Annotated in this window: 19 protein-coding genes; 13 read left to right on the top strand and 6 right to left on the bottom strand. The window is 70.9% G+C overall.

Annotation, left to right across the window (positions count from 1 at the left end; translation table 11 throughout):
- Nucleotide 1: 1 nt before the first annotated feature.
- Entirely contained in the window at nt 2-859 is an 858-nt protein-coding gene (locus tag ACFV2J_RS03395; protein WP_385094052.1) for an EamA family transporter, read from the top strand.
- An 89-nt stretch (nt 860-948) separates the two neighbouring features.
- Here the strand turns inward: ACFV2J_RS03395 and ACFV2J_RS03400 are convergent, their stop codons facing one another.
- A complete protein-coding gene (locus ACFV2J_RS03400; RefSeq protein ID WP_385437155.1) occupies nt 949-1,746 on the bottom strand; it encodes an acyltransferase in 798 nt (265 codons plus the stop codon).
- A 117-nt stretch (nt 1,747-1,863) separates the two neighbouring features.
- Between ACFV2J_RS03400 and ACFV2J_RS03405 the strand changes: the two genes are divergently transcribed.
- Nucleotides 1,864-2,403 (top strand): gamma carbonic anhydrase family protein, encoded by a 540-nt coding sequence (locus ACFV2J_RS03405; protein ID WP_385098089.1) that lies wholly within the window; start codon nt 1,864-1,866, stop codon nt 2,401-2,403.
- Nucleotides 2,404-2,474: 71 nt separating this feature from the next.
- Here ACFV2J_RS03405 and ACFV2J_RS03410 read toward each other — a convergent pair whose 3' ends face one another.
- Together ACFV2J_RS03410 and cynS are read right to left on the bottom strand one after the other, a co-directional pair.
- Entirely contained in the window at nt 2,475-3,122 is a 648-nt protein-coding gene (locus ACFV2J_RS03410) for a DedA family protein (RefSeq protein WP_385098092.1), read from the bottom strand.
- A 234-nt stretch (nt 3,123-3,356) separates the two neighbouring features.
- The gene (cynS, locus tag ACFV2J_RS03415) at nt 3,357-3,800 is read right to left on the bottom strand and encodes a cyanase (protein WP_385437158.1); all 444 of its coding nucleotides are present in this window, start codon (nt 3,798-3,800) and stop codon (nt 3,357-3,359) included.
- Nucleotides 3,801-3,992: 192 nt separating this feature from the next.
- Between cynS and ACFV2J_RS03420 the strand changes: the two genes are divergently transcribed.
- From ACFV2J_RS03420 to ACFV2J_RS03440, 5 genes are all read left to right on the top strand, one after another.
- The gene (locus tag ACFV2J_RS03420) at nt 3,993-5,243 is read left to right on the top strand and encodes an MFS transporter (RefSeq protein WP_385437187.1); all 1,251 of its coding nucleotides are present in this window, start codon (nt 3,993-3,995) and stop codon (nt 5,241-5,243) included.
- A complete protein-coding gene (locus ACFV2J_RS03425; RefSeq protein WP_385085704.1) occupies nt 5,240-6,271 on the top strand; it encodes a TolB family protein in 1,032 nt (343 codons plus the stop codon). Before ACFV2J_RS03420 ends, ACFV2J_RS03425 begins: the two co-directional genes overlap by 4 nt.
- A gap of 108 nt (nt 6,272-6,379) precedes the next feature.
- Nucleotides 6,380-6,871 (top strand): DUF2975 domain-containing protein, encoded by a 492-nt coding sequence (locus ACFV2J_RS03430; RefSeq protein ID WP_385085706.1) that lies wholly within the window; start codon nt 6,380-6,382, stop codon nt 6,869-6,871.
- On the top strand, nt 6,871-7,092 hold the full coding sequence (locus ACFV2J_RS03435) for a helix-turn-helix domain-containing protein (RefSeq protein ID WP_385085708.1): 222 nt from the start codon (nt 6,871-6,873) through the stop codon (nt 7,090-7,092). The genes ACFV2J_RS03430 and ACFV2J_RS03435 overlap by 1 nt, the downstream gene beginning before the upstream one ends.
- 238 nt (nt 7,093-7,330) lie before the next feature.
- Nucleotides 7,331-7,636: a hypothetical protein gene (locus tag ACFV2J_RS03440; RefSeq protein ID WP_385085710.1), complete on the top strand. Its 306-nt coding sequence runs from the start codon at nt 7,331-7,333 to the stop codon at nt 7,634-7,636.
- Nucleotides 7,637-7,680: 44 nt separating this feature from the next.
- On the opposite strand, the gene ACFV2J_RS03445 is transcribed toward ACFV2J_RS03440, so the two are convergent.
- Nucleotides 7,681-8,331, bottom strand: a complete 651-nt coding sequence (locus ACFV2J_RS03445; protein WP_385085712.1) for a TetR family transcriptional regulator — start codon at nt 8,329-8,331, stop codon at nt 7,681-7,683.
- Nucleotides 8,332-8,641: 310 nt separating this feature from the next.
- Between ACFV2J_RS03445 and ACFV2J_RS03450 the strand changes: the two genes are divergently transcribed.
- Nucleotides 8,642-10,138, top strand: coding sequence for an MFS transporter (locus ACFV2J_RS03450; RefSeq protein WP_385085714.1), 1,497 nt, complete (start codon nt 8,642-8,644; stop codon nt 10,136-10,138).
- A 124-nt stretch (nt 10,139-10,262) separates the two neighbouring features.
- Complete coding sequence (locus ACFV2J_RS03455; RefSeq protein ID WP_385085716.1) at nt 10,263-11,165, top strand: NAD(P)H-binding protein; 903 nt, start codon at nt 10,263-10,265, stop codon at nt 11,163-11,165.
- Between the two features lie 1,141 nt (nt 11,166-12,306).
- Here the strand turns inward: ACFV2J_RS03455 and glnA are convergent.
- Entirely contained in the window at nt 12,307-13,668 is a 1,362-nt protein-coding gene (gene glnA, locus ACFV2J_RS03460) for a type I glutamate--ammonia ligase (protein ID WP_385085717.1), read from the bottom strand.
- A gap of 333 nt (nt 13,669-14,001) precedes the next feature.
- Between glnA and ACFV2J_RS03465 the strand changes: the two genes are divergently transcribed.
- Nucleotides 14,002-15,195, top strand: coding sequence for a globin domain-containing protein (locus ACFV2J_RS03465; protein WP_385085719.1), 1,194 nt, complete (start codon nt 14,002-14,004; stop codon nt 15,193-15,195).
- A gap of 119 nt (nt 15,196-15,314) precedes the next feature.
- Here ACFV2J_RS03465 and ACFV2J_RS03470 read toward each other — a convergent pair whose 3' ends face one another.
- Complete coding sequence (locus ACFV2J_RS03470; RefSeq protein ID WP_385085721.1) at nt 15,315-15,749, bottom strand: RrF2 family transcriptional regulator; 435 nt, start codon at nt 15,747-15,749, stop codon at nt 15,315-15,317.
- Nucleotides 15,750-15,930: 181 nt separating this feature from the next.
- Between ACFV2J_RS03470 and ACFV2J_RS03475 the strand changes: the two genes are divergently transcribed.
- From ACFV2J_RS03475 to ACFV2J_RS03485, 3 genes are all read left to right on the top strand, one after another.
- Nucleotides 15,931-16,602: a DUF3105 domain-containing protein gene (locus ACFV2J_RS03475; RefSeq protein WP_385085723.1), complete on the top strand. Its 672-nt coding sequence runs from the start codon at nt 15,931-15,933 to the stop codon at nt 16,600-16,602.
- Between the two features lie 5 nt (nt 16,603-16,607).
- Nucleotides 16,608-17,231 carry a DUF305 domain-containing protein gene (locus ACFV2J_RS03480; protein ID WP_385085727.1) on the top strand — a complete coding sequence of 208 codons (624 nt, stop codon included), beginning with the start codon at nt 16,608-16,610 and terminating at the stop codon, nt 17,229-17,231.
- Between the two features lie 347 nt (nt 17,232-17,578).
- Entirely contained in the window at nt 17,579-19,519 is a 1,941-nt protein-coding gene (locus tag ACFV2J_RS03485; RefSeq protein WP_385085725.1) for a protease pro-enzyme activation domain-containing protein, read from the top strand.
- Nucleotides 19,520-19,560 lie beyond the last annotated feature (41 nt).

Genomic DNA, 19,560 nt, shown 5'->3' on the forward strand with positions numbered 1-19,560 from the left:
CATGACAGCGCTCTTCGCCCTGGCCACCAGCCTCCTGTGGGGCCTGGCCGACTTCGGCGGAGGCCTGCTGACCCGGCGGACCCCCGCCCTCACCGTGGTCGTCGTCTCACAGGCGGTCGCGGCGTGCGTTCTCGGCGTGATCGTGGCCGCGACCGGCGCCTGGAGCGAGGCGGGACCGAGGCTGTGGTTCGCCGTCGCGGCCGGCCTGGTGGGACCGGTCGCGCTGTTCTCGTTCTACAAGGCCCTCGCCCTCGGCCCGATGGGCGTGGTCTCGCCGCTCGGCTCGCTGGGCGTCGCCGTCCCGCTCACCGTGGGTCTCGCCCTGGGTGAGCGGCCCGGACCGCTTCAGTTCGCGGGCATCGCGATCGCCGTCGCCGGTGTGGTGCTCGCGGGCGGCCCGCAGTTCCGGGGCGCCCCGGTGCAGCGGCAGGCGATCCTGCTCACGCTGCTCGCGGCGCTCGGTTTCGGCACGGTGTTCGTCCTGATCGCGGAGGCGTCCTCGTCGGTCACCGGGCTGTTCCTCGCCCTGTTCGTGCAGCGCGTCACCAATGTCCTCGCGGGCGGCACGGCGTTGTGGGCCTCGGTGCGGCACGGTTCCGCCGGGCTCCCCGAGGGCGGCTTCCCCTGGCGCGCGCTCCCGTCGTTCGCCTTCGTCGGCCTCGCCGACGTGGCGGCCAACGGCACCTACTCCGTCGCCGCCCACCACGGCCCGGTGACGGTGGCCGCCGTGCTCGCCTCGCTCTACCCGGTGGTCACGGCGCTGGCCGCGCGTGGCTTCCTCAGCGAACGGCTGCGCGGCGTCCAGGCGGCGGGCGCGGGCCTGGCGCTGGTCGGCACGGTCCTGCTCGCGACGGGCTGAGTCAGGACGGCCGTCCCATTGCGGGGCGGGTTCGGACGGCCGTGCTCACGGCGAGGTGGGTTAAGCGGGCACACGCGCGACGGGCCGGGTCAGGACTCGGCGCGAACGTCCCCGGCGGCCTCCCCGGCCGCGAGGTCCAGTTCCGCGAGCCGGGCCACGGCCGCCTCGTCCAGCCCGGACAGCGCGAGCAGTTGCTGGGGCGTGACCCCGTCGGGGATCGGCACGGGCGCCGGCGTCCGCAGCGGCGGCTGCCATCCGGCCGCCGGATCCCAGCGCCGTACGACCCGGGCGGGCGCGCCCGCCACGACCGCGTGGTCGGGCACCGTGCCGCGTACCACCGCGCCGGCCGCCACCACGACGTTCCGCCCGATCCGCGCTCCCGGCAGGATCACCGCGCCGGTGCCGATCCAGCAGCCGGGTCCGATCCGCACGGGCTCCATGCGGGGCCACTGCTTGCCGATGGGCTCGTGCGGATCGTCGTAGGAGTGGTTCGTGGACGTCACGTACACGTACGGCCCGAAGTAGCAGTCGCTGCCGATGGTGACCGTCGTGTCGGCGATGACGTGACTGCCGCGGCCGAGCACCACGCCGTCACCGAGGCGCAGGATCGGGTCGGGGCCGAGGTCGAGGTCGGGCATCAGCCCCGCGGTGAGGGTGACCTGCTCGCCGACGATGCAGTGGTCGCCGAGATGGATCCAGGGTTCACCGAAGACGGTGCCGAGCGGGAAGGCGAGTCTGGTACCTGTTCCGATCGCCCCGAAGCGCAGCCGCCCCGGGTGTTCGGCGGTGACCGAGGCCGTGCGCTGCACCCAGGCCCAGCCCGCGTGGACGGCGCGCTGCGCGAGACGGCGCCGCCATGACGAGAACGCGTTCCTGTTGCTGGGCACGCGCTCACGGTACTCAGGGGGAGCGGGGGCCAGCAGAGATCACGGCTGTGATCTTCGCCCCACCGGGCCCGGGATCATGGCATACGGTGCCGGTGTACCGACGACGAGGAGGCGGCGATGACGCAGCAGGCGCTGATCATGGGGATCGGCGGCAAGGATCCGCAGGTGGACCCGGAGGCGTTCACGGCGCCCACGGCGGTGGTCGTCGGGGACGTCACCCTGCGGGCGGGCGCGAGCGTCTGGTACGGCGCGGTGCTGCGGGCCGACTGCGGGCCGATCGTCATCGGCGCCGACAGCAACATCCAGGACAACTGCACCCTGCACGTCGATCCCGGCTTCACCGTCACCGTGGGCGAGCGTGTCTCGGTCGGGCACAACGCCGTGCTGCACGGGGCCACAGTCGAGGACGACTGCCTGATCGGGATGGGGGCCACGGTCCTCAACGGGGCGGTGATCGGCGCCGGTTCACTGGTCGCGGCCCAGGCCCTGGTCCCGCAGGGGATGCGGGTCCCGCCCGGCTCGCTGGTCGCGGGCGTGCCCGCGAAGGTCAGGCGCCCGTTGACGCAGGAGGAGCGCGAGGGCCTCACCCTGAACGGCACCTTCTACGTCGAGCTGGCGAAGGCCCACAAGGACGCGACGGGGAACGCCGGCGGCTGAGGCGCGCCCCTCGGGGCGCGGGAACACGTGGTGACCGGTCGCGGCCGGCCCGGCCGTCCTGGTGACGGGACCTACTCGGCGGCGACCGGTTCCGGCTGTGACTCGTCCGCCTCGGCGGAGACCCGCTTCGCCCGGCGCTTGACGACCAGCATCGAGGCGAGCCCGATGAGCACCGCCAACACCAGCCCGACCCACGAGAACCGCTTCAGCCAGGACTCGGCGACGACACCCACGTAGTAGATGACCGCGGTGGTGCCCCCGGCCCAGATGATCCCGCCGAGCACGTTGGCGATCAGGAACTTCCAGTACGGCATCTTCAGCACGCCGGCGAGCGGTCCCGCGAAGATGCGCAGAAGGGCGATGAAGCGGCCGAAGAAGACGGCCCACATGCCCCATTTCTGGAAGGACCGCTCGGCCGTCGCGATGTGCCCTGGGCCGAAGTGCCGGGGGAACTTCCGGCCGAGCCAGGCCAGCAGCGGCCGTCCGCCCTTGCGGCCGATCGCGTAGCCGATGGAGTCTCCGACCACCGCGCCCAGGCTGGCGCACGCGCCGAGGATGACGGGGTTGATCCCCGCGTGCTGGGAGGACAGCAGCGCCGCCGAGACCAGGACGATCTCGCCGGGCAGGGGTATACCCAGGCTCTCCAGGCCGATGACCAGGGCCACCAGCGCGTAGATGCTGACCGCGGGCACCGTCTCGAGCCAATCCTGGACGTGCAACGTCGGCTCCTCCCCGTCACGTTTCTCCCGGCATGCGCTCGTGCGAGCGCATGCCGGGAAGCCTACCGCCCGGCCGGGCGGGGCGGAGGCCTCCGGCCGGCGCCGGTGCTCGGGCCGGACGGTCGCGCCATTACGGACAAGAGCGCGGGAGGGCGGCTGTCCGCCGATAGGCGCCACCACGGACCAGGAGCACGGCTGTCCGCCGGTATGCGCCACCACTGATGTCGGTACGCGCTACCACTGATAAGGGAGGTACTTCCCGTCGAGGGTGACGACGACCCGGTCGCCCTCGGGGTCGGGCACGCGCCGTACGTCGAGGCGGAAGTTGATCGCGCTCATGATGCCGTCCCCGCACTGCTCGTGGATCAGCTCCTTGATCGTCGGGCCGTAGACCTGGACGACCTCGTAGAGCCGGTAGATCGTGGGGTCCACGGGCACGGCGGCGTCCAGGGCGCCTCGGGTCGGCTGGAGCTGGAAGGCGAGGACGGCGTCGTCGCCGAGTTCGAGGAGCGCCGCGGCCGTCGCCGCCTCCTCCTCGCGCATCGGGTGCTGCCCCAGCAGCGCGGCCGTCGTCCACGCGAGCGGCTTGCCGACCGCTTCGGCCAGTTGGGCCCAGGTGACCCCCGTCCTCACCTTCGCCTGGCGGACGGCTTCGGCGGCTTCGCGCTTGCTGAGCATGCACATCTCCGTTCCTGCAGAACGACGTCGACACGTCGGCCCAGCGTAGGAGAACGCCCATTCTCTGACAATGGCGCCGAGAACGGCGGACGGCCCCCCCCCGCGCGGGGGGCGGGGCGGCGCCGCGCCGCGGTCGCGCCCACGGTGCTGGCGCTCGGCACGGTCAGTCTCATCACCGATGTCTCGTCCGAGATGGTCACCGCGGTGCTCCCGCTGTACCTGGTGGCGGGCCTCGGCCTGTCCCCGCTGGGGTTCGGCCTGCTGGACGGCATCTACAACGGCTTCTCGGCGCTCGTCCGGCTGGTCGGGGGCCACCTGGCCGACCGCGGCGGCGGCCGTCACAAGTGGGTGGCGGGCTTCGGCTACGGACTCTCGGCGGCCTGCAAACCCCTCCTCCTGCTCGCCCACTCGCTGACCCCGATCGGCCTCGTCCTGGCCGCCGACCGCACCGGCAAGGGCCTGCGCACCGCCCCGCGCGACGCGCTGATCTCCCTGTCGAGCACGCCCGCGACGCGTGGCCGCGCCTTCGGTGTGCACCGGGCCATGGACACGGCGGGCGCGCTGCTGGGCCCGCTGGTCGCCTTCCTGATCCTGCGGGCGACGGTGGACGGCTACGACGCCGTGTTCACGGTGAGCTTCTGCGTGGCCGTGGTGGGAGTCCTGGTGCTGGTGCTGTTCGTGCCGGGAGACACCCGCACGAAGGCCGGGGCGCGCTCCACGCGGTCCACACGCTCCGCGGAGGGCACGCGGCCCACACGGCCCAGGGACACGACGGAGACCCACCCCAGGAAGGCGACGGAGTCGGCGGCCCCGCCGACTCCGGAGGACCCCGCGGGCACGACCGCGCCCCCCACCCTCCGCGCGGCCCTGTCCCTGCTCGCCACCCCGGCCGTACGCCGCATCACCCTGTGCGCCCTCCTGCTGGGACTCGCGACGGTCAGCGACGCCTTCGTCTTCCTGCTCCTCCAGCGGCGGCTCGGCGTACCGGACCGCTGGTTCGCGCTGCTCCCCCTCGGCACGGCCGCCGCGTTCCTCCTGCTGGCCGTCCCGCTGGGCCGGCTCGCCGACCGGATCGGCAGCCGACGGCTGTTCCTGGCCGGCCACGGCGCCCTGCTGCTCGTGTACGCCCTGCTGCTCTCGGCCTGGCACGGCGCGGCGCTGCCGTACGTGGTCCTGCTCCTGCACGGCGGCTTCTACGCGGCCACCGACGGCGTGCTGATGGCCGCGGCCTCGGAGAGCGTGCCGGAGGAACTGCGCTCGTCCGGGCTGGCCCTCGTCCAGACCGGTCAGGCACTGGCCCGCTTCGTCTGCTCGCTCGGCTTCGGCGCCGCCTGGACGGCCTGGGGCGACCGTACGGCCCTCGCCGGGTCGGCCGTGCTGCTCGCGCTCGGGGTCCTGGTCTCGCTCGCCCTGCGTCCCACCCCTTCGGAAGGCCCCGCATGACCCTCCGTACCCGTCTCCTGGTGCTGGTCTCGGCCCTCGTCGTGCTGGCGGGCGTCGCCACGGCGTCCGTCCTGCACGCCTCGGCCCGCGCCGACCGCCGTGACCGTGCCGTACCGGGTGGCCCGGAGATCACCGCGGGGCAGGTGGCGCTCGGCACACGGGGCCGCATGATCTTCCGGAACATGGCGTGGGGTCCGCACCGCGACGAGCTGACGTCGGTCCCGGCGTCGGACCCGTCGGGCCCGAGAACGGCCTCCAAGGTGAAGTGCCTGCGCTTCTACGCGGCCGGGGGCACGGGGGTCTGCCTGCAGTCGCGGCACGGTCCGGTCCAGGACACCTACCGGGCCGTCATCCTCGACTCCCGCCTCCGGGTGACGGCCCGCTACGACGTCCCCGGCATCCCGTCCCGCGCCCGCGTCTCCCCCAGCGGCCGCTACGCCGCCTGGACGGCGTTCGTGGGCGGCGACTCGTACGCGGGCACGAACTTCTCGACCCGCGCGGCGATCGTCGACACCCGCACGGGACGGCTGACCCCGTCCCTGGAGGCGTTCCGCGTCGTGAAGGACGGCAGGACCTACCACGCGGCGGACGTCAACTTCTGGGGGGTCACCTTCGCCGCCGACGACCGCACGTTCTACGCGACGCTCGCCACGCAGGGCTCGACGTACCTGGTCCGGGGCGACCTGCGGGCCCGCACGCTGACCACCCTCCACCCGAACGTGGAGTGCCCGTCGCTCTCGCCCGACGGCACCCGGGTCGCCTACAAGAAACGGGTGAAGGGCCTCCCGAAGGACGCCCCCTGGCACCTGTACGTCCTGAACCTCCGCACCCTGCGCGAAACCCCCGTCGCCGAGCCCCGCAGCGTCGACGACCAGGCCGTCTGGCGCGACGACCACACCCTCGTCTACGCCCTCCCCGGCGACTACGGAGCCGACCTCTACACCGTCCCGTCCGACGGCACGGGAGAGCCGCGGCGGATCAGCACCGCGGCGGTGTCCCCCGCGTACGTGGACCGGCCGACGGGCTGAACCCCCACACGACCACCGCCCGCCCGTCCGCCCTCTCTCCCGCCCAGCCCTTGCTCCACCTATCGAGTTTCGATAGATTTCCATCGCCTCTCGATGGAAGGACGGGTCATGGGAAAGCTGACCGTGCGCGCGCTGCGCGCCGTGCTCGTGGTGGTGCTCGCCGGCACCGTGTTCGTACAGGCATTGATGCTGTGGGCGTTGATCAGCGGGAACGACCCGGAGGACGGGTCGCTCCCGCTGACCCCGCTGCGCGTGGTCACGATCCTGGGCATCGGGGCGGTCCAGGTCGCCCTGGTCTGCGTATGGCGACTGGTGACGATGGTGCGAGGCGGAACCGTGTTCTCCCACGCCGCCTTCCGGTACGTGGACCTCATCATCGGCGCGATCGTCGCGGCCGCCCTCGTGTGGTTCGCCGTCACCGCCCTGAACGCGCCCGGCCAGCGGGACGATCCGGGCGTCACCCTCATCATGGGCGGGATCGGCGTCGCCGTCCTCGGAGTCGCGCTCATCGTGCTCGTGCTGCGGATGCTGCTCGCCCAGGCCGTCGCCCGCGACGTCGAAGCGGCGCGGATGCAGGCCGAGTTGGACGAGGTGATCTGATGCCGATCGCCGTCGACATCGACGTGATGCTGGCCAGGCGGAAGATGTCCGTGGGCGACCTCGCGGACCGCGTGGGGATCACGCCCGCCAACCTGGCGGTACTCAAGAACGGCCGCGCCAAGGCGGTGCGCTTCGCGACGCTCGCCGCGCTCTGCGAGGTGCTCGAGTGCCAGCCGGGCGACCTGCTCCGCTGGGAGCCCGAGGACACCGCGGGCGGATGAACGCTGCCCGCCGACGCGCCATCCCCGATCCCGCACACCTAGGACCAGTTCCGCGAGCATCCTGGGGCCGGACCCGGCGAGATCCCGGGATCCTGATTTCACGGACTTCGATCCCCGTGACCTGTCGATGGGGAACCAGTCCTCCGGGTCGGCGACGGCACGGTGGGCCGTGGTGGTGGAGAGCCGGACGAGCCGGCCGGCGACCGGGCCCCGGACCCGCGTCTGCTTTGATCAGCGCGTGACTCGTACGGATGAGGTGACCGGCAGCGGACCGATACGGGGAAGTCTGGCCGTCGCTCTCGGCGGAGCTTCCGTCGTGTGCTGGTTCTGCTGTCCCCTGTGGATGATCGTGTGGCCGCTCGCCCTGCCCGTCGGTCTCACCGGCGCCGTCCGCGGAGTCATCGAATACCGAGCCGCCTCCCGTCAGGGCGTCAGCCGTGTCCCGCCCCTGACCGGACTGGCGCTCGGGACGGTGGGCACGGCGGCGGCGATCGCGTACATGATCTTCGTGTTCACGCATCCGGACCTGCCGGTCCAGGACTAGGGCCTGCCACGGCAGGTCGGTGAAGCCCCCGTGACCGGGCCGGATCAGTCCGTGTACCCCCGCGGTTCGGACTGCCCGGGGTCGCTCCCGACGAGGGCCACGCGCGCGGCCTCAAGCAGTTCTTCGGAGATCGGGTTGCCCCGGGTCGCGCGGGCGAGGGCCACGGCGCCGACCAAGGTGCAGAGCTGGGCCAGGCCGTCGTCGTCTCCGGTGGCCAGCCGTGCGGCTCGGTTGCGGACGCCGTTGACGTAGAGGGGGCGGACGCCGACGGCCTGCTCGGGCTCGCGCCCCAGGTCGGCGGCGAATCCGGAGACGGGGCAGCCGTCCCCGGCGTGATCGCGGTGCCATACGGAGAGGTAGTCCTCGATCATCGTCCGGCGGGCCGCCGCGTGCTCCCCCGCGTCCCCGTGTTCGCCCGCACCCTCGCTGACGCCCTTGCCGGCACACCCCTCGGCCTGCTCCTCCACCGTCGCCGCCGAGTGTCCCGCCTGCTCGTCGAAGGCGTGCGCGATGGCCTCGTCGATCAGGTCCTCCTTGGAGGCGAACTGCTTGTGGAAGCCGCCGTGGGTGAGCCCGGCGGCCTTCATCAGGTCGGCGATGCTGACCGCGGTGCCCTTCTCGCGGAACATCCGGGAGGCGGTGGCGACGACGCGCTGCCGGTTCTCCTGCGCTTGAGCCTTGGACACGCGGCCCATGGGACCACCCTCCCCAGTAGATGTGACTTGCCATCTATCCTAGCTCATGTTTAGAGTCCTAGTGACATCTATTTTGCCGCCGCCCGGATCCCCGGCAGGCCGAGCATCACCTCGCGCCGCCTCCCGCCCCCCGCGGCCGCCGACCTCCGCCCCGCGATCGCGGAGTCACCGAACAGCACTGGAGACCACCGTGGCATCACCGCCCACCCCCACCGAGCCCACGCCTGTCGCGTCCACGTCCCCCGTGCCGCCCGCCCGGCGGCCAGGCGTTTCCGAGGCGGTCCACCGCCGTCGCTGGGCCATCCTCACGGTGCTCTCGTTCAGTCTCCTGGTGGTGATGCTGGACAACTCGATCCTCAACGTGGCGATGAAGACCATCGCCCAGCCCGCTCCCACCGGACTCGGCTCCACCCAGAGCCAGTTGGAATGGGCGGTCAACTCCTACACGCTGGTCTTCGCCGGACTGCTCTTCACCGCGGGCCTCCTCGGTGACCGGCTCGGCCGCAAGAAGGTGCTGCTCTTCGGCATGCTGGTGTTCGGCGCGGGCTCCGTGCTGTCCGCGCTGTCGGACACCTCCGGGCAGCTCATCGCCTTCCGCGCCGTGATGGGCTTCGGCGGCGCCTTCATCCTGCCCGCGACCCTCGCGATCATCATGAACGTCTTCGAGCCCAAGGAGCAGCCCAAGGCCATCGGCATCTGGACCGGTGTGGTCGGTTTCGCCATCGCCGCGGGACCGATCACCGGCGGCGTCCTGCTGGAGCACTTCTGGTGGGGCTCGGTCTTCCTGGTCAATGTGCCGATCGTGATCGCCGCCGTGGTCGCGATGGCCGCGATCGTCCCCGACTCCAAGGACCCCCGTCCCGGCAGGCTCGACCCGGTCGGCGTGCTGCTGTCGATCGCCGGCCTGGCGCTGCTGGTCTACGGCATCATCAAGGGCGGTCAGCTGGGTGACTTCACCCGGCCCGAGGCCTGGGCGACGATACTCGGCGGCCTGGCGGTCCTCGCCGGCTTCGTGGTGTACGAGGCGCGCAGCGACCATCCGGCCCTCGACGTCACCTACTTCCGCAACCGGCGGTTCTCCGCGTCCGTCGCCGCCATCGGCCTGGTCTTCTTCGCCCTCATGGGCGTCACGTTCTTCAGCGTCTTCTACAACCAGAGCGTGCGCGGCTACGACGTCCTGCAGTCCGGTCTGCTCGTGGTGCCGCTGGCCGTCTCCCAGATGTTCTTCGCGCCGCGGGCCCGGCTGGTCGTCGACCGCTTCGGTGCCCGGGCCGTGTGCGCCGGCGGGCTCGTCCTGACCGCCGTGGCCTTCGCCGGCTTCCTGCTGCTCGGCCAGGACACCCCGATCTGGGTGCTGGAGGTCCTGTTCTTCCTGATGGGCACGGGGATGGCCCATGTGATGCCGCCCGCCACCGTCATGATCATGTCGTCGCTGCCGCGGGAGAAGGCCGGCTCCGGATCCGCGGTCAACAACACCTTCCGGCAGGTCGGCGGGGCCATGGGGATCGCCGTCCTGGGGTCACTGCTGTCCACCACCTACCGCAACGGCATCGACGGCCGTCTGGACGCGCTGCCCCCCTCCGACCGGCACACCGCGGGCGAATCCGTCCAGGCGACGCTGACCGTCGCCGAGAAGCTGGGTCCGGCCGGCCGCGCGCTGGTGCGGCCCGCGCACGACGCCTTCATCCATGCCATGCACGTCACCGCGATGGGGTCGGCGGCCGTCGCCCTGGTCGGCGCCGTCGTCGTACTGGTCTTCCTGCCGGGCAAGGACGCCGGCGAGGGCGCCCGGCGCCGGACCGCCTGAGCCGCCGGCGACATCGATCCCCTCCCCGCGTCACCACGTCACGGCATGACCGCATCACCGCATCACCGCATCACCGCAATTCAACTCACCTCATATGTTGCGTCACTTCGAAGGAGATCAACTGATGACTGCCGACAACCTTGTCCTCATCCCCGGTGCCGGCGGCGTGGGCCGCGCGGTCTTCGAGCACTTGCGCGCGCAGGATGTGCCGGTGCGATTCATGGTCCGTCGCGACGACGAGCGCGCGGCCGAGGTGCGGGCGCTCGGCGCGGAGGTCGTCGTCGGTGACCTGACCCGGCCCGAGACGGTGGCGGCCGCGCTGCAAGGCGTGACGCGGATGTACTTCGCCTTGCGCGTCTCCCCGGACCACCTCCTGGCGGCGACCGTGGTGGCCTCCGTCGCGAAGGAGTACGGAAGACTGGACGCCCTGGTCGGCCTGTCCCAGATGACGGTGTCGCAGATGACCGCCACCAGCACCGAGGAGTCGCACCAGCAGCGGCTGCACTGGCTGTCGGAGCAGGTGCTGAACTGGTCCGGTCTGCCCGTGGTGCACATCCGGCCGACGGCGTTCCTGGACACTCCGCTGTTCACCACGTTGGCCGCGCGGTCGATCCAAGCGAACGGCACCATCGCGCTGCCGTTCGGCACCGGACGCACCTCGCCGGTCGCGGTGGACGACGTCGCCCGGGTCGTCGCCGCCGTGCTCCGCGACCCGGCTCCGCACATCGGGCAGGTCCATGAACTGACCGGGCCGCGCTCGGTCCCCATGACGGAGCTGGCCGCGGAGTTCTCGCGGGCGCTGGGCCGTCCCGTGTCGTACGTGGACATGCCGCAGGACCGGTGGGAGGCCCAGCTCCCCAAGCTGGGGATGCCGCCGCACCTCGAACAGCACGTCGCCACCATGGCCCGGTTGCACCGCGACAACCGTTACGACCGCACGACCGACGGCGTCGAGCGCGTCACGGGCGTCCCCGCCCGCTCGATCGAGGAGTTCGTCGCCGCCCGCAGGGACTTCTACCTGGGCTGAACGCCCGGCCGAAGGCGCCCCGCCGTGTCCCGAGTGCCGGTCCGGCACCGAGCACCTACCGGGGCGCCCGGGCATCCCCCGTGGGCCGGAAGCCGGCACGGGCGACCTACGGGAGCAGTCTCTCTTCCGACTTCTCCCAAACACTGACACTCAAGTACACGATCCCCTTGTCAGGATTGAGTTTTGAGACGGTCAGAATCGCATCACTCCCTTCGCTTGTCTTCATGCATACCGAACGCCCGAGCGGGACGTCCATATTGCTCTCCCCCTCGGTTTCCACTCGCGTTCCGCAGTCGCCGGGTTTGTTTTCGTCAGCACCCTTGGGAAGCAAGAGAAATTTGGAGACCGAAAAAGCGGCCCCCGTACGGTCTGCCGTAACGCCTGCCCAGAAGTCAGCACCGCTGGCCATCCCCGTCGGAGGAAGCGTGTCGAGGTCGAACCCGTTTCCTCCTTCAACGACAAGAGGCCCGGACCAGCGGACATCAGCTTGCTCAGTCGCAGCGGCAGAGGAAGAGGCAGGTGGCGAGGATTGACCACTCCCGGGCGAGTCTGCCGCCGGTCCCGGATTTACGGCTGCGGCCGTAACGGTTGCTGTTGCAGTGGCAGTGGTGGTTACAGCGCCCCCGGTGGGTGACTCGACACCAATCGCCGGCAGGCCGATAAAGCCGACAAGAAAGGTGAGCACGGCCGTCGCAGCGCTCACCATCGCGGCGACCGCAGACCAATTTTCGGAAAGCCTTCGCGCGGGCCGAGGCGACTGAGGCGGCCGAGGCGGCAAAGGCGGCTGAGGCGCATACGTCATGAATTCCCCCGAGCTGTGGAGAGCCATCTTCACACCAGCCCGTGACGCTCAGGCACCTTTTGTCATATTCGACCAGAGGCGGTCGTGATCGACCCGTAAAAGGCACTGAGAGCACCTACCTGAGCCATACAGACCCGGACTTCGCGCTCCGGGTGTACACGCCTGCTACCGAGCAGCGATGGCCGCGACCGGAAGGCCGTGGACAGCATGCACGGGGGCCGCGCTCCCGGGACGGACGGCCCACAGACGGCCCAAGGGCACTGAGGACGGCCGCGGGGCCGGTGGTCATCGACCGCCGGCCCCGCGTGCCGCATCGCGAAAAGTGCCGCTGACCTGCCTCTACAGCACCGGCAGGTTCTTCCGCAGCTCGAAGGCCGTGACCTCCGACCGGTACTCCTCCCACTCCGACTTCTTGTTGCGCAGGAAGAAGTCGAAGACGTGTTCACCCAGGGTCTCGGCGACCAGTTCGCTGCGCTGCATGAGGGCGAGGGCCTCGCCGAGGTTCTGGGGCAGGGGCTCGATGCCCATCGCGCGGCGCTCCGCGTCGGTGAGGGCCCAGACGTCGTCGTCGGCGCCCGGCGGGAGTTCGTAGCCCTCCTCGATGCCCTTCAGGCCCGCGGCCAGGAGCAGCGCGTACGCCAGGTACGGGTTCGCGCCCGAGTCGATGGAGCGGACCTCGACCCGCGCCGAGCCGGTCTTGCCGGGCTTGTACATCGGGACGCGGACGAGGGCGGAGCGGTTGTTGTGGCCCCAGCAGATGTACGAGGGGGCCTCGCCGCCGGCGCCCGCGGTGCGCTCCGAGCCGCCCCAGATGCGCTTGTAGGAGTTGACCCACTGGTTGGTGACCGCCGAGATCTCCGCGGCGTGCTTGAGCAGGCCCGCGATGAAGGAGCGGCCGACCTTGGAGAGCTGGTACTCCGAGCCGGACTCGTAGAAGGCGTTGCGGTCGCCCTCGAAGAGCGAGAGGTGGGTGTGCATGCCGGAGCCGGGGTGCTCGGAGAAGGGCTTGGGCATGAAGGTCGCCTGCACGCCCTGCTCCAGCGCCACCTGCTTCATGACCAGGCGGAAGGTCATGATGTTGTCCGCCGTGGAGAGGGCGTCGGCGTAGCGGAGGTCGATCTCCTGCTGGCCGGGCGCGCCCTCGTGGTGGGAGAACTCGACCGAGATGCCCATCGACTCCAGCATGGTGATCGCCTGGCGGCGGAAGTCCATGCCCACGTTCTGGGGGGTGTGGTCGAAGTAGCCGGAGTTGTCGGCGGGGGTGGGGCGGGAGCCGTCCAGCGGGCGGTCCTTGAGCAGGAAGAACTCGATCTCCGGGTGGGTGTAGAAGGTGAAGCCCAGGTCGGAGGTCTTCGCGAGGGCGCGCTTGAGGACGTAGCGCGGGTCGGCGAACGACGGGGAGCCGTCCGGCATGAGGATGTCGCAGAACATGCGCGCCGTGCCGGGGGCCTCCGCGCGCCACGGCAACACCTGGAACGTCGACGGATCGGGCTTGGCGATCATGTCGGACTCGTAGACGCGGGCGAAGCCCTCGATCGCCGAGCCGTCGAAGCCGATGCCCTCATCGAAGGCCTGTTCCAGTTCGGCCGGGGCGACGGCCACCGACTTGAGGAAGCCCAGCACGTCCGTGAACCACAGCCGTACGAACCGGATGTCCCGCTCCTCCAGTGTCCGGAGCACGAACTCCTGCTGCTTGTCCATCTTCCGCTTCCACCCATCCTTGCTGGTCAGGCTGCCTGCTCCCACGCCTCGAAGACGGTCGGGGCACCTGAGCATCCCACCACAACACCATTTCGTGCGCGTTGCCGACCATGATCGGCCCGCCGACCACGGCGTGAACGCCTCGCATACGGAAGGTGTCCCCTCCGCTGCCCATACTGCCTGCTCACCCGCCTCCTTGTAATGCCCGGTGTCCCCGCTCCCGCTGCGCGAACTTTAATTTGCATCTCAGATGCAAGTTTTACTACCGTGCCGTACGTACGAGGGAGCCGCGACCGCGGCCCTCCGCTTCCGTCATGGCCTCGAGGAGTTCCGATGCTGTCCGAGCAGTCCACCGTCACCGTGCGCGCCACCCTCCCCGCGGTCGGCGCGGCCATCGGCGAGATCGCCGACCGCTTCTACGAGCGGCTGTTCGCCGCCCACCCGGAGCTGCTGCGCGATCTCTTCAACCGCGGCAACCAGGCTTCCGGCAGCCAGCGTCAGGCGCTGGCGGGGTCGATCGCCGCCTTCGCCCGCCGGCTCGTCGAGCGGCCGGACGAGCGCCCAGACGTGATGCTGAGCCGTATCGCGCACAAGCACGCCTCGCTGGGAATCGCTCCCGAGCAGTACGCGATCGTGCACCAGCACCTCTTCGCGGCCATCGGCGAGGTCCTCGGCGACGCGGTCACCCCCGAGGTCGCGGCCGCCTGGGACGAGGTCTACTGGCTGATGGCGAACGCGCTGATCGCCCTGGAGAAGCGGCTGTACGCCCAGCACGCGGACGGCTCCTCCGGCTGGCGGACCTGGGAGGTCGTCGGCCGCGACGAGGAGACCGCCGATGTCGCCACCTTCCGGATGCGCCCGGCCGACGGCGGACCGCTGCCGGACTTCCGGGCGGGCCAGTACGTCTCGGTCCGCGTGACGCTGCCGGACGGCGCCCGCCAGATACGCCAGTACAGCCTCGCCGGTGCCCCGGGCTCGCCGGACCGGCGGATCGGCGTCAAACGGGTGCGCGACGCGGGGAGCCCCGACGGCGAGGTCTCGAACCACCTGCACACCCAGGTGCGAGTCGGCGCCCGCCTGGAGGTCTCCGCCCCGTACGGCGATCTGGTGCTCGACGACACCGACGCCCCCGTACTGCTGGCCTCCGCGGGTATCGGCGTCACCCCGATGATCGCCATGCTGGAACAGCTCGCGCTCACCGGACACCGCGCCCCCGTCACGATCGTGCACGCCGACCGCTCCCCCGCCGACCACGCACTGCGCGCCGACCACGAGGCGTACGCCGCGAAGCTCGCCGACGCGGCGGTCCACTTCTGGTACGAGCGGGACGCCGAGGCGGCGGGAGCCGGCCGGCCCGGCCGCGCGGACCTCTCCTCGGTGCCGGTCGCGCCGGGCACCCGGGCGTACCTGTGCGGCCCGCTGCCGTTCATGCGGGCGGTGCGCGCCCAGCTCCTCGGCAAGGGTGTGGCCGCCGCCGACATCCACTACGAGGTGTTCGGGCCCGACCTCTGGCTCGCACAGGACTGAACGGAGCGCGGGACGGGGCCGCCGGCCCCGTCCCGGAAAGGACGAGGCAGGGTCCCGGAGAAGACAAGGCAGGAAGGGACCGGCAGGCGCCGGAAAGGACCGGCGAGCGGACGCGGCCCTCAGGGGCGGCTGGAGATCCCCAGCAGCAGCGGGCCGGTCGGTGCCGCGACCATGTCCCCTACCGTCAGCGGGTCCAGCGAGGCGAAGAACGCCTCCTGGGCCCGCCGCAACGCGCCCCGCAGCCGGCACGCGGAGTGCAGTGGGCAGGGCGCGGCGCCCTCGCAGTCGACGACGTCACCGTCCCCCTCGAAGGTCCGGACGACGGCCCCGACCGAGGCCGTACGGCCCGCCTCGGTGAGCGTGAGGCCGCCGCCCCGGCCCCGGCGGGCATCGAGCAGCCCGAGGTGCTGGAGCTCGGCGACGACCTTGGCGGCATGCGTGTAGGGGACGTCCATGTCCGCCGCGACCTCCCGGGTCGTGGGCGTCGAGTCCCCCGCGACGGCGAGCCGCATCAGCACCCGCAGGGCCAGGTCGGTGGAGCGCAACAGCCTCATACCACCAGCGTAGATAATGCGCATCCCAGGTTCAAATTATCCGGGCGGGGCGTACGGAATCGCCCGTGGCGTAGTCCAGGAGCGCGCACCTTCGGACATTCTGCGCCCCTACCGCCTGTGGGGCGCCCCCGCCCCATTACGATCAGCGGACCCGACCGTCCCATCCCCATAAGGACTCGCCATGGGTTCCGCCAAGAACACCACCTCCGCGCAGCGCAAGGCGCGCATAGAAGAGATGCGCAAGGCCGAGCGTTCCCGGGAGCGTCGCACCCGGATCCTCACGATCACGGCCAGCGCGGTCGTCGTCGTCGGTCTCGTGGTCGGCGGTGTCGTCCTGGTCAGGTCGCAGTCCGACAAGAGCGACACCTCGGCGAGCGACTCCAAGGGCGGCGGCTCCGGGCACTTCGTCGCGGGCAAGGACGGCGTGCGGACGTGGTCGGGGAAGCTGTCCCGCAACCACGTCACCAAGACCGTGAAGTACCCGATGGAGCCCCCGGTCGGCGGTGACCACAACCAGGTGTGGATGAACTGCAACGGCGACGTCTACGCCAAGCCGGTCAACAACATGAACGCCGTGCACTCGCTGGAGCACGGAGCGGTGTGGGTGACGTACAACGGCAAGGCCTCGGACGCCGACGTGAAGGCGCTCTCGGAGAAGGTCAAGAAGACCCCGTACACCCTGATGAGCCCCGTCGAGGACCAGAAGGACCCGATCATGCTCAGCGCCTGGGGCAAGCAGCGCACGGTGACGAGCGCGAGCGACCCGGCCGTCAACACGTTCTTCTCCGAGTTCGTGCAGGGCAAGCAGACGCCCGAACCGGGCGCCGCGTGCACCAACGGCCTGTCGCAGTGAGCCAGATGCGGCAGGCGGGCTGGATCGCGGGCACCACGGCGGCGGCGCTGGTCGCCGCCGGGGCCATCACGTACGCGGTCGCCGAGAGCGACGAGCCGGGGAGCAGGACGCCCGCCGCGGACTCCGCGGACGCGGGCTTCGCGCGGGACATGGCGGTCCACCACCAGCAGGCCGTCGAGATGTCGTACCTCGTGCGCGACCGCACGGGCGACGAGGAGGTGCGGCGGCTCGCGTACGACATCGCGCAGACGCAGGCCAACCAGCGCGGCATGCTGCTCGGCTGGCTCGACCTGTGGGAGCTGCCGAAGGTGTCCGCGGACCCGCCCATGACCTGGATGGGCATGGGCGACATGGCGTCCGGCAAGGACGGCGCGCTGATGCCGGGCATGGCGACCAACACCGAGCTGAAGAAGCTGAACACCCTGAAGGGCAAGCAGGCCGAGATCCTCTACCTGCAACTGATGACCGACCATCACAAGGGCGGCATCCACATGGCCGAGGGCTGTGTGCAGAAGTGCACGGTCGGCGTGGAGAAGAAGCTCGCGCAGGGCATGGTCGACGCGCAGCAGTCCGAGATCAAGCTGATGGCCGACCTGCTGAAGGCGCGCGGCGCGAAGGCACGCGACTAGGACGGGTCACGGAAGTCCCGTCGTCCGCCCGGAGGGCGGCCCGGGCGTGCCGGGGCGGGGCGGGACTCTCCCAACACGCCCCGGGGCCGCGCCCGGAGACGGGGAACCCCTTCACACGAAGTCGAGGGATATCCCTATGACCTTGGGAGGGGCCCTCTCCAAACCATCCCAAATGACCTTCAATCACGTCCACTTGGCGTTTCCTTGGCCTTCTCATTCCCCTGGCATGAACGGTTCATCGCCAGAGTGACCCCAGCGTGATCCATTCCGTGTGCCCTCTGTTCGGCGCACGGTCTCGCACATCACGGACGACCGCACATGCGACGAACCGCATCGCAGGGGGTTTTATGAGATCCAATCGCGCTGCAGTACGCGCCGGAGTGAGCATGGCAGCGACGTTGCCGCTGCTCGCCGGCGCACTGGCGCTCGGCATACCCGCGGCCCACGCCGCGACCGGCCCGAGCCGGCACACCCTCGCGGGCACCAAGCCCGCGTGGGCCACGCCGAAGGCGGACAAGGGGGCCACGTCCGACAGCTCCCAGGTCTCCGCCCGGGTCTACTTCGCGGGCCGGGACGCCGCCGGCCTTGCCGCGTATGCCAAGGCCGTCGCCGACCCGGCGTCTGCCTCGTACGGGAAGTACCTGTCCGCCGAGCAGACGCAGGCCCGCTTCGGCGCCACCAAGGCACAGGTCGCCGAGGTGACCTCGTGGCTGAAGTCGGCCGGCCTGAAGGTCACCGGCAGCACGCAGCACTACGTCTCCGTCACCGGTGACGTCGCCGCCGCCGAGAAGGCGTTCGGCACCCAGCTGCACAACTACACCAAGGGCAAGAAGACCTACCGGGCTCCGGCCGGGTCGGCCTCCGTCCCGGCCGCCCTGAACGGTGCCGTCCTGACCGTCACCGGCCTGGACAACGCCCCGCACAAGGCGACGCACAACGACACCCTGCCGCCTCCGGACGCGGTGTTCCGCAACGCCGGGCCGTTCTCCTCGTACTACGGCTCGAACACGGCGAGCACGCTGCCGGACGCGTACGGCAAGAAGATCCCGTACGCGGTGCAGGGATACACCGGTAAGCAGCTGCGCGCCGCCTACGGCGCGGGCAAGCGCACCGGCAAGGGCGTCCGTGTCGCCATCACCGACGCGTACGCCTCGCCGACCATCGCGTTCGACGCGGCTTCGTACGCCAAGAAGCACGGCGACGCGAAGTACTCCACCAGTCAGCTGCGTCAGGTGCTGCCCGGCACCTACACGAAGACCGAGGAGTGCGGCGCGGCCGGCTGGTACGGCGAGGAGACCCTCGACGTCGAGGCCGTGCACGCGGTGGCGCCCGGGGCGGACATCACGTACGTGGGCGCCGCCTCCTGCTACGACGACGACCTGCTCGACTCGCTCAGCAAGATCGTCGACGGGCACCTGGCCGACATCGTCTCCAACTCGTGGGGCGACATCGAGGCCAACCAGACCCCGGACCTGGCCGCCGCCTACGACCAGGTCTTCCAGTTCGGCGCGGTCGAGGGCATCGGCTTCTACTTCTCCTCCGGCGACAACGGCGACGAGGTCGCCAACACCGGTACGAAGCAGGTCGACACCCCGGCCAACTCGGCGTGGGTGACGGCGGTCGGCGGCACCTCGCTGGCGGTCGGCAAGAACGACAAGTACCAGTTCGAGACCGGCTGGGGAACTGAGAAGGCCACCCTGTCGGCCGACGGCAAGAGCTGGACCGGCTTCCCGGGCGCGTTCACCTCGGGCGCGGGCGGCGGCACCAGCAAGACCGTGGCGCAGCCCTTCTACCAGAAGGGCGTCGTACCGGGCGCGCTCGCCAAGGCCAACGGCACCACGGCCATGCGCACCGTCCCGGACATCGCGGCGATCGCCGACCCCAACACCGGTTTCCGCGTCGGCCAGACGCAGACCTTCCCGGACGGGTCGCAGCAGTACAGCGAGTACCGGATCGGCGGCACCTCGCTCGCCGCGCCGGTGATCGCGGCCGTCCAGGCCCTGGCCCAGGAGGCGCGCGGCGGCAAGGCGATCGGTTTCGCCAACCCGTCGATCTACGCGAAGTACGGCTCCAAGGCGTACCACGACGTCACGGACAACCCCAAGGGTTCCGGACTCGCCGTGGCGCGTGTGGACTTCGCCAACTCGTTCGACGCGTCCGGGGGTCTGCTGATCTCCGTGCGCAGCCTCGGCAAGGACAGCTCGCTGTCGGCCGTACGCGGCTACGACGACGTCACCGGAGTGGGCTCGCCCGCCCCCGGCTACGTCGAGTCGTACCGCCGCCACTGAGCCCGATCGCGGCTCTGGCCTGAGGGGCCGGGCCCACTCCG

The organism is Streptomyces sp. NPDC059668, assembly GCF_042734135.1.
Lineage (GTDB): Bacteria > Actinomycetota > Actinomycetes > Streptomycetales > Streptomycetaceae > Streptomyces.

Excerpts from the sequence above, each read along its gene's own strand:
- cynS (WP_385437158.1), bottom strand. The coding sequence starts at position 3,800 with ATGCTCAGCAAGCGCGAAGCCGCCGAAGCCGTCCGCCAGGCGAAGGTG.
- ACFV2J_RS03430 (WP_385085706.1), top strand. The coding sequence starts at position 6,380 with ATGGGAAAGCTGACCGTGCGCGCGCTGCGCGCCGTGCTCGTGGTGGTG.
- glnA (WP_385085717.1), bottom strand. The coding sequence starts at position 13,668 with ATGGACAAGCAGCAGGAGTTCGTGCTCCGGACACTGGAGGAGCGGGAC.
- ACFV2J_RS03455 (WP_385085716.1), top strand. The coding sequence starts at position 10,263 with ATGACTGCCGACAACCTTGTCCTCATCCCCGGTGCCGGCGGCGTGGGC.
- ACFV2J_RS03485 (WP_385085725.1), top strand. The coding sequence starts at position 17,579 with ATGAGATCCAATCGCGCTGCAGTACGCGCCGGAGTGAGCATGGCAGCG.
- ACFV2J_RS03405 (WP_385098089.1), top strand. The coding sequence starts at position 1,864 with ATGACGCAGCAGGCGCTGATCATGGGGATCGGCGGCAAGGATCCGCAG.
- ACFV2J_RS03445 (WP_385085712.1), bottom strand. The coding sequence starts at position 8,331 with ATGGGCCGCGTGTCCAAGGCTCAAGCGCAGGAGAACCGGCAGCGCGTC.
- ACFV2J_RS03470 (WP_385085721.1), bottom strand. The coding sequence starts at position 15,749 with ATGAGGCTGTTGCGCTCCACCGACCTGGCCCTGCGGGTGCTGATGCGG.
- ACFV2J_RS03475 (WP_385085723.1), top strand. The coding sequence starts at position 15,931 with ATGGGTTCCGCCAAGAACACCACCTCCGCGCAGCGCAAGGCGCGCATA.
- ACFV2J_RS03465 (WP_385085719.1), top strand. The coding sequence starts at position 14,002 with ATGCTGTCCGAGCAGTCCACCGTCACCGTGCGCGCCACCCTCCCCGCG.
- ACFV2J_RS03435 (WP_385085708.1), top strand. The coding sequence starts at position 6,871 with ATGCCGATCGCCGTCGACATCGACGTGATGCTGGCCAGGCGGAAGATG.
- ACFV2J_RS03420 (WP_385437187.1), top strand. The coding sequence starts at position 3,993 with ATGGTCACCGCGGTGCTCCCGCTGTACCTGGTGGCGGGCCTCGGCCTG.
- ACFV2J_RS03395 (WP_385094052.1), top strand. The coding sequence starts at position 2 with ATGACAGCGCTCTTCGCCCTGGCCACCAGCCTCCTGTGGGGCCTGGCC.
- ACFV2J_RS03480 (WP_385085727.1), top strand. The coding sequence starts at position 16,608 with ATGCGGCAGGCGGGCTGGATCGCGGGCACCACGGCGGCGGCGCTGGTC.
- ACFV2J_RS03425 (WP_385085704.1), top strand. The coding sequence starts at position 5,240 with ATGACCCTCCGTACCCGTCTCCTGGTGCTGGTCTCGGCCCTCGTCGTG.